Source organism: Peptoniphilus sp., assembly GCF_034090345.1.
Lineage (GTDB): Bacteria > Bacillota > Clostridia > Tissierellales > Peptoniphilaceae > Peptoniphilus.
Genome location: NZ_JAXDSS010000026.1, coordinates 1 through 4,942, shown reverse-complemented (window position 1 = coordinate 4,942; position 4,942 = coordinate 1). Strand labels below are relative to the sequence as shown.

At 32.6% G+C, this 4,942-nt stretch carries 5 protein-coding genes and 1 pseudogene; 1 reads left to right on the top strand and 5 read right to left on the bottom strand.

All coding sequences use genetic code 11. From position 1 onward, the window contains the following. Positions 1–175 precede the first annotated feature (175 nt). The 4 genes and pseudogenes from SOR77_RS02345 to SOR77_RS02330 all read right to left on the bottom strand — a co-directional run bounded on the left by SOR77_RS02345 (position 176) and on the right by SOR77_RS02330 (position 3,013). Positions 176–544, bottom strand: coding sequence for an ACT domain-containing protein (locus SOR77_RS02345; RefSeq protein ID WP_320635594.1), 369 nt, complete (start codon positions 542–544; stop codon positions 176–178). 246 nt (positions 545–790) lie between these two features. Beyond that, positions 791–2,458: pseudogene (locus tag SOR77_RS02340) on the bottom strand (DUF4368 domain-containing protein). A 16-nt stretch (positions 2,459–2,474) separates the two neighbouring features. After that, positions 2,475–2,780, bottom strand: coding sequence for a hypothetical protein (locus tag SOR77_RS02335; RefSeq protein WP_320635593.1), 306 nt, complete (start codon positions 2,778–2,780; stop codon positions 2,475–2,477). Between the two features lie 137 nt (positions 2,781–2,917). After that, a complete protein-coding gene (locus SOR77_RS02330; RefSeq protein WP_320635592.1) occupies positions 2,918–3,013 on the bottom strand; it encodes a helix-turn-helix domain-containing protein in 96 nt (31 codons plus the stop codon). A 212-nt stretch (positions 3,014–3,225) separates the two neighbouring features. On the opposite strand from SOR77_RS02330, the gene brnQ reads away from it, so the two are divergent. Next, on the top strand, positions 3,226–4,491 hold the full coding sequence (gene brnQ, locus SOR77_RS02325) for a branched-chain amino acid transport system II carrier protein (RefSeq protein WP_320635591.1): 1,266 nt from the start codon (positions 3,226–3,228) through the stop codon (positions 4,489–4,491). A 158-nt stretch (positions 4,492–4,649) separates the two neighbouring features. Here the strand turns inward: brnQ and SOR77_RS02320 are convergent, their stop codons facing one another. After that, a complete protein-coding gene (locus SOR77_RS02320; protein ID WP_320635590.1) occupies positions 4,650–4,811 on the bottom strand; it encodes a hypothetical protein in 162 nt (53 codons plus the stop codon). Positions 4,812–4,942: the final 131 nt, after the last annotated feature.

Genomic DNA, 4,942 nt, shown 5'->3' with positions numbered 1-4,942 from the left:
CGGTTTTTGGCTTGCAGCTTCACGAATATATTGAAGTGCCTTTTTCAGCGATGCACTTTTATCAAACATTACAGGTTCTGCCTGCACCAATGCGATTTTACAAATATTATCAATATCTTTCATACTAATAATTCACTCCTCCTATGATTTTCTTTGCGTTTAAAGTATCTGAAATCTATATCACTGTATATCCGGCATTTGATAATACAGCTAATGATTTTTCAAAATCCACATCTTTCACTAAAATATAATCTGTGTTGAATGTAGATACCACAAAAATTCCAATTTTATTATCTGCAAGTATTCCAGACAACTTTGAAAGAATGCCAATGAGTGAAAAATCCAAAATTCCTTGAATACGGAAACCACGCCACCCATCTTCACGCTCTATTGTATTTTCAGGAACATCATCTGTTTCACACACAAGAGAAATTTCTTCATCTGTTTTACCTATGAAGTAGAATTCCTTGCTCAAATCTATATCGTCAATGTTTTTTACTTTACATACAGTTAGCAACTGCTCTAATTTATTTAATACCAGCAAATTATTCCCCTCCACAAATTGGGAATTACTTTTTACCATTGATAATTCCAATAGTCAATACACCGATTGATATTCCATATAGGATACCAATAACTAAATCACTTATGTTGGATACTCTGTTTAAGATGATAGCTAATACCAAAAACAACATCCCAACAGGTACCTATTTATTTTTCTTTAACTTCATTAAATATCCTCTCAAATTCTAATTTTTCTATCTCAATAATTAGTAATATTATACCATTTTTAAGCCATTTTTTCTATATCTACTTTCTGTGGTTGACAGTTTCCTATAAAGTTAAAGTATACATCAACTTGTTGTTTTCTGTCTTTGCCTTTTCTTCCTCCTGTTGCTTCATGAACTACAACTTTATCTATATACTCATTTATCATTGGTATTGTCAGTTCCTCAATATCTGTATATTTCTCTATCATCTTTAGGAATTTATCGGTGTCAACTTTTCTCTGATGATAGCTCTCTATTTCATTTTCAAAATACTGCATTTGCTTTTCTAAGTCTTGTTGCTCTGTATCATAGGTATTAAATAATCTATCAAAGTGTTTTACAGGAATTTTTCCAAGTGCATGGTCTTCATATAGCTTTGTAATAAGGGTGGTTAGTTCTGCATTTCTTGATGACAACTTTTCTAATTTCGTTTTATCATTTCGATACTTTTCTTCCCTTTTTTCATCGGATAATTTGTTCATCACTTTTAGAAATTCTTGCTTTTCTTCTTTGACAAAATCGGTTATTTCTTTGATTGATTTTAAGAGAATTTCATTCATCGTTTTTACTTTGATGTAGTGAATACTGCAAGTACCTTTTCTGTGTCTGTAATGTTGGCATACAAAAGAGTAATCACTATCATATTTCTTATCTTTATGTTCTGCCGGCTCTCGATAACTTAGCTTTCCTCCACAATCTGCACAAATTAAAAGCCCTGTAAATGGATGTGAGGTTGTGTCGTACTTTGGACTTCTTCTCACTGTTTTTCTTAACCTTTGAGCATTATTCCATGTTTCTTCATCAATGATGGCTTCATGGGTGTTTTTGAAGATAATGAGTTCATCTTCTTTTGCCTTTCTGCGTTTCTTAGTTTTGTAATCAAGGCATATTGTTTTACCAAGTACAGTATGACCCATATATTCTCTTTTTTCTAAGATATAACCTACTGTGGTCGGTGTCCAAAAATACGGGTCTTCTATTCCTCTTTTCTTGGAACTGTGGTTATTTTCGGGGTAGTGTATTTGGGCATAGGCTGATGGAATAAGGACTTTATCTTTGGTTAGTATATCTGCTATCTGTGTTACTCCATATCCCTCTATTACAAGATGGCAAATGCATTTTACAACCTTTGAACTCTCTTTATCGACAAGTAACTCCTGTTTGTTCTTAGAGTTTCTATAATAGCCGTATGGAACGCTTGGCGATACTCTTTTGCCCTCTTCCATTCTTGCTCTGAAGATAAATTGTATTTTTCTTGAGGTATCACTTGCATACCATTCGTTCATGATGTTTAGAAATGGGGTAAAGTCGCTTTCTGCTTGTTTTTCGCTGTCTATTCCGTTATTGATGGCGATAAATCTTACTCCCTTTTCTTTGAAAAGTATTTCGGTGTAAAAGCCTACTTTGAGTTAATCTCTGCCAAACCTACTCATATCTTTTACTATCACAGTAGATACTTTGTTTTCTTCTACTGCTTTTATCATTTTTTGAAATCCCTCTCTATCAAAGGTTTTTCCGCTTACTCCATCGTCTGTATAGTGATAGATATTTGCAAAGCCGTTTCTTTTTGCATAGCTTTCAAGTAGTTGCTTTTGATTGATGATAGAGTTACTTTCTCCTTGAAGCTCATCATCTCGACTTAAACGCTCATAAAGGGCTGTTTGTCCTGTTCTTTTCGTATTTGACATGAGAATTACCTCCTTTCTAAGTTTTTATTATTTTCTCTGTCCCTAAAAGGTTAATCCTTTTTCTGCTGTATAAGTCTATTGCTGTTATTTGATAGTATCTTTCGTAGTTACTTTTAAATCCTATGCATTCTAGCGGTACGTATTTTACATCTATTTCTGCAAATTCTCCCGGATAAGTTCCTTTTAATGGCTTATATTTGCTTTTTGGGTAACTTATTTTCCTTGGTTTTTCATAGTTTTTAAGCTTTTTTATTTGTTTACACATTGAGTTGTAGCTTCGTTTATATCCTGCATAAAGGCATTTTCTATATACTTGATCCATTCCTTTGTGTTTATGGCATTGGTATTTTTTCTAAGTAGTTCTAATTCTTCTTTCGTATGCTCGTTAGGATGACTATGTGGACGTCTTGATTTATTTGCTAATGATTCTACGCTCCCATCATATTTTTTTAGCCATCTCTACACTTGTTGTATGATAGTGTTGTATCTTCTAGCTGCTTTTGCGTTATTTTTATGTTTTATTGCATATTCTACAACTTTTTGGGGAAATCTCATTTCTTCTGTTATATTGGTTTTTATAAGAAGCCTTCTTTCTGATAATTTGTTTTTGCTTAAATTTATATTATCAGATGGCTTATTATTCTTTTATTTTTTGTCACATATTTATTATTATCTAACACTATTATTACCTAACAAATAAAAAATCTCTTTACCCAATACAAAATAATTGATATGATATAATGAAATTAATTTTAAAAGGAGAAAATATGAAACGTAATATTATTTTAATTTCCGCGATGGCACTTTTTTCCATGCTATTTGGTGCTGGAAATCTAATTTTTCCTCCAACACTTGGTATGCTAGTTGGAGATCAGTTCATAACTGCATTTTTAGGGTTCGTAATAACTGGTGTTGGTTTAGTATTACTCGGTATTGTATCTACTATTAAAGCTGGTGGAACAATTGACTCAGTTGCAAAAAAACTTGGAACTCCGGCTGCTAAACTATTCGGAACTTTAATATTATTGTCAATAGGACCTGGAATTGCAATCCCAAGAACTGCTGCTACAACATTTGAAGTTATCAGAGGTTCTCTACTACCTAATTTAAACCCCGTTCTTGTATCCGCGATATTTTTTGGTTTAACTTTATTTTTTACATTTAGTCCAAACGGAATAATTGACTCTATAGGAAAATTTTTAACTCCAGCCTTACTTATCACACTTGCAGTTATTATAATTAAAAGTATATTAACTCCAATTGGAGAAATTGTACCTACTGGATTTGAAAATTCTTTTAGCTATGGTTTCCAAGAAGGATATCAAACAATGGATATGATTGCTGCTTTAGCGTTTACAGTATTGCTAATAGATGGCTTCAAAAAATATAACATATCTGATAAAGATGAAATAGCTTCTCTAACTTTAAAATCTGGTGTGATAGCTACTTTTGCTCTTGCACTTGTTTACTTTGGGCTTGCTAGAGCTGGTGCAACTGTTTCAGGATTAAACTTACAAGGTTATTCTCGTGTAGACTTACTTTTATATATTGCTGAAAGTTTACTTGGAAACGCTGGTAAGATATTTATATCTTTAGCTATGTCTTTAGCTTGCTTAACTACTTCTATTGGTCTCACTTCAACTGTTGCTGATTTCTTTGAAAGATCAAGTAATCATAAAATAAAATTCTCAGTATGGGCAATATTAAGCACACTTGTAAGCGGATACTTCTCTATAATGGGTGTTGACCAAATTGTAAGTGTAGCTGCTCCGATCTTGATTGGACTTTACCCTGTATCAATGGTGCTTATATTCTTAAACTTGTTCCCTAGTGTCTTCAAGAAATCAAGCACTTATATAGGAGCTGTTTTAGGAGCCTGTATCCCAGCTATAAATTCAATATTCTTTGCTGTAGTAGGGCATGGTTTAGTAGATAACATAGTTATAACTTTACCATCATCATTACAATCTTTCTATTGGATTATCCCAGCAGTAGTACTTGGATTACTATTTACTATCTTTGATAGAAAATAACAAAAATTTATGGGGCTGTTGCAAAAGTCCTAAAATAAAAAAGGCGAGGAAATAAGAAATCCTCGTCTTTTTTGATACAATGTATTTATGAAAAAACGAAACAATACACTTTCATTAACTAATTTTACACTAGCTAATGACACAAATAATACTAATCACTAAATTAAAAAGAAGTTTTCTCCTGTTGTTGGTTCTACTGCTCCATAAGTATATCTGTATTCTCTTAAATGATGACAAGGTACTGATGGTCTTATTTTATGGTTACACCAACAGTATTTCGGCTTATTTATGCGACCGAAGACCGCTTCGTTTTGGAACATTATTCTTACTTTTTTATCCGGGTTAACGTTTCTAAGTTCTTTTGCTCTGCTGTTAATTTTTTTGAGGTCTCTATGACCTCTTTACTTGCTTTCTTAGGATGTTTACTTCTTGGCATTATTTTTCTAAATCC

What these genes read in the sequence shown, in the direction of transcription:
- SOR77_RS02335 (WP_320635593.1), bottom strand. Translation starts at nt 2,780, where the DNA reads ATGGATCAAGTATATAGAAAATGCCTTTATGCAGGATATAAACGAAGC.
- SOR77_RS02330 (WP_320635592.1), bottom strand. Translation starts at nt 3,013, where the DNA reads ATGAGATTTCCCCAAAAAGTTGTAGAATATGCAATAAAACATAAAAAT.
- brnQ (WP_320635591.1), top strand. Translation starts at nt 3,226, where the DNA reads ATGAAACGTAATATTATTTTAATTTCCGCGATGGCACTTTTTTCCATG.
- SOR77_RS02320 (WP_320635590.1), bottom strand. Translation starts at nt 4,811, where the DNA reads ATGTTCCAAAACGAAGCGGTCTTCGGTCGCATAAATAAGCCGAAATAC.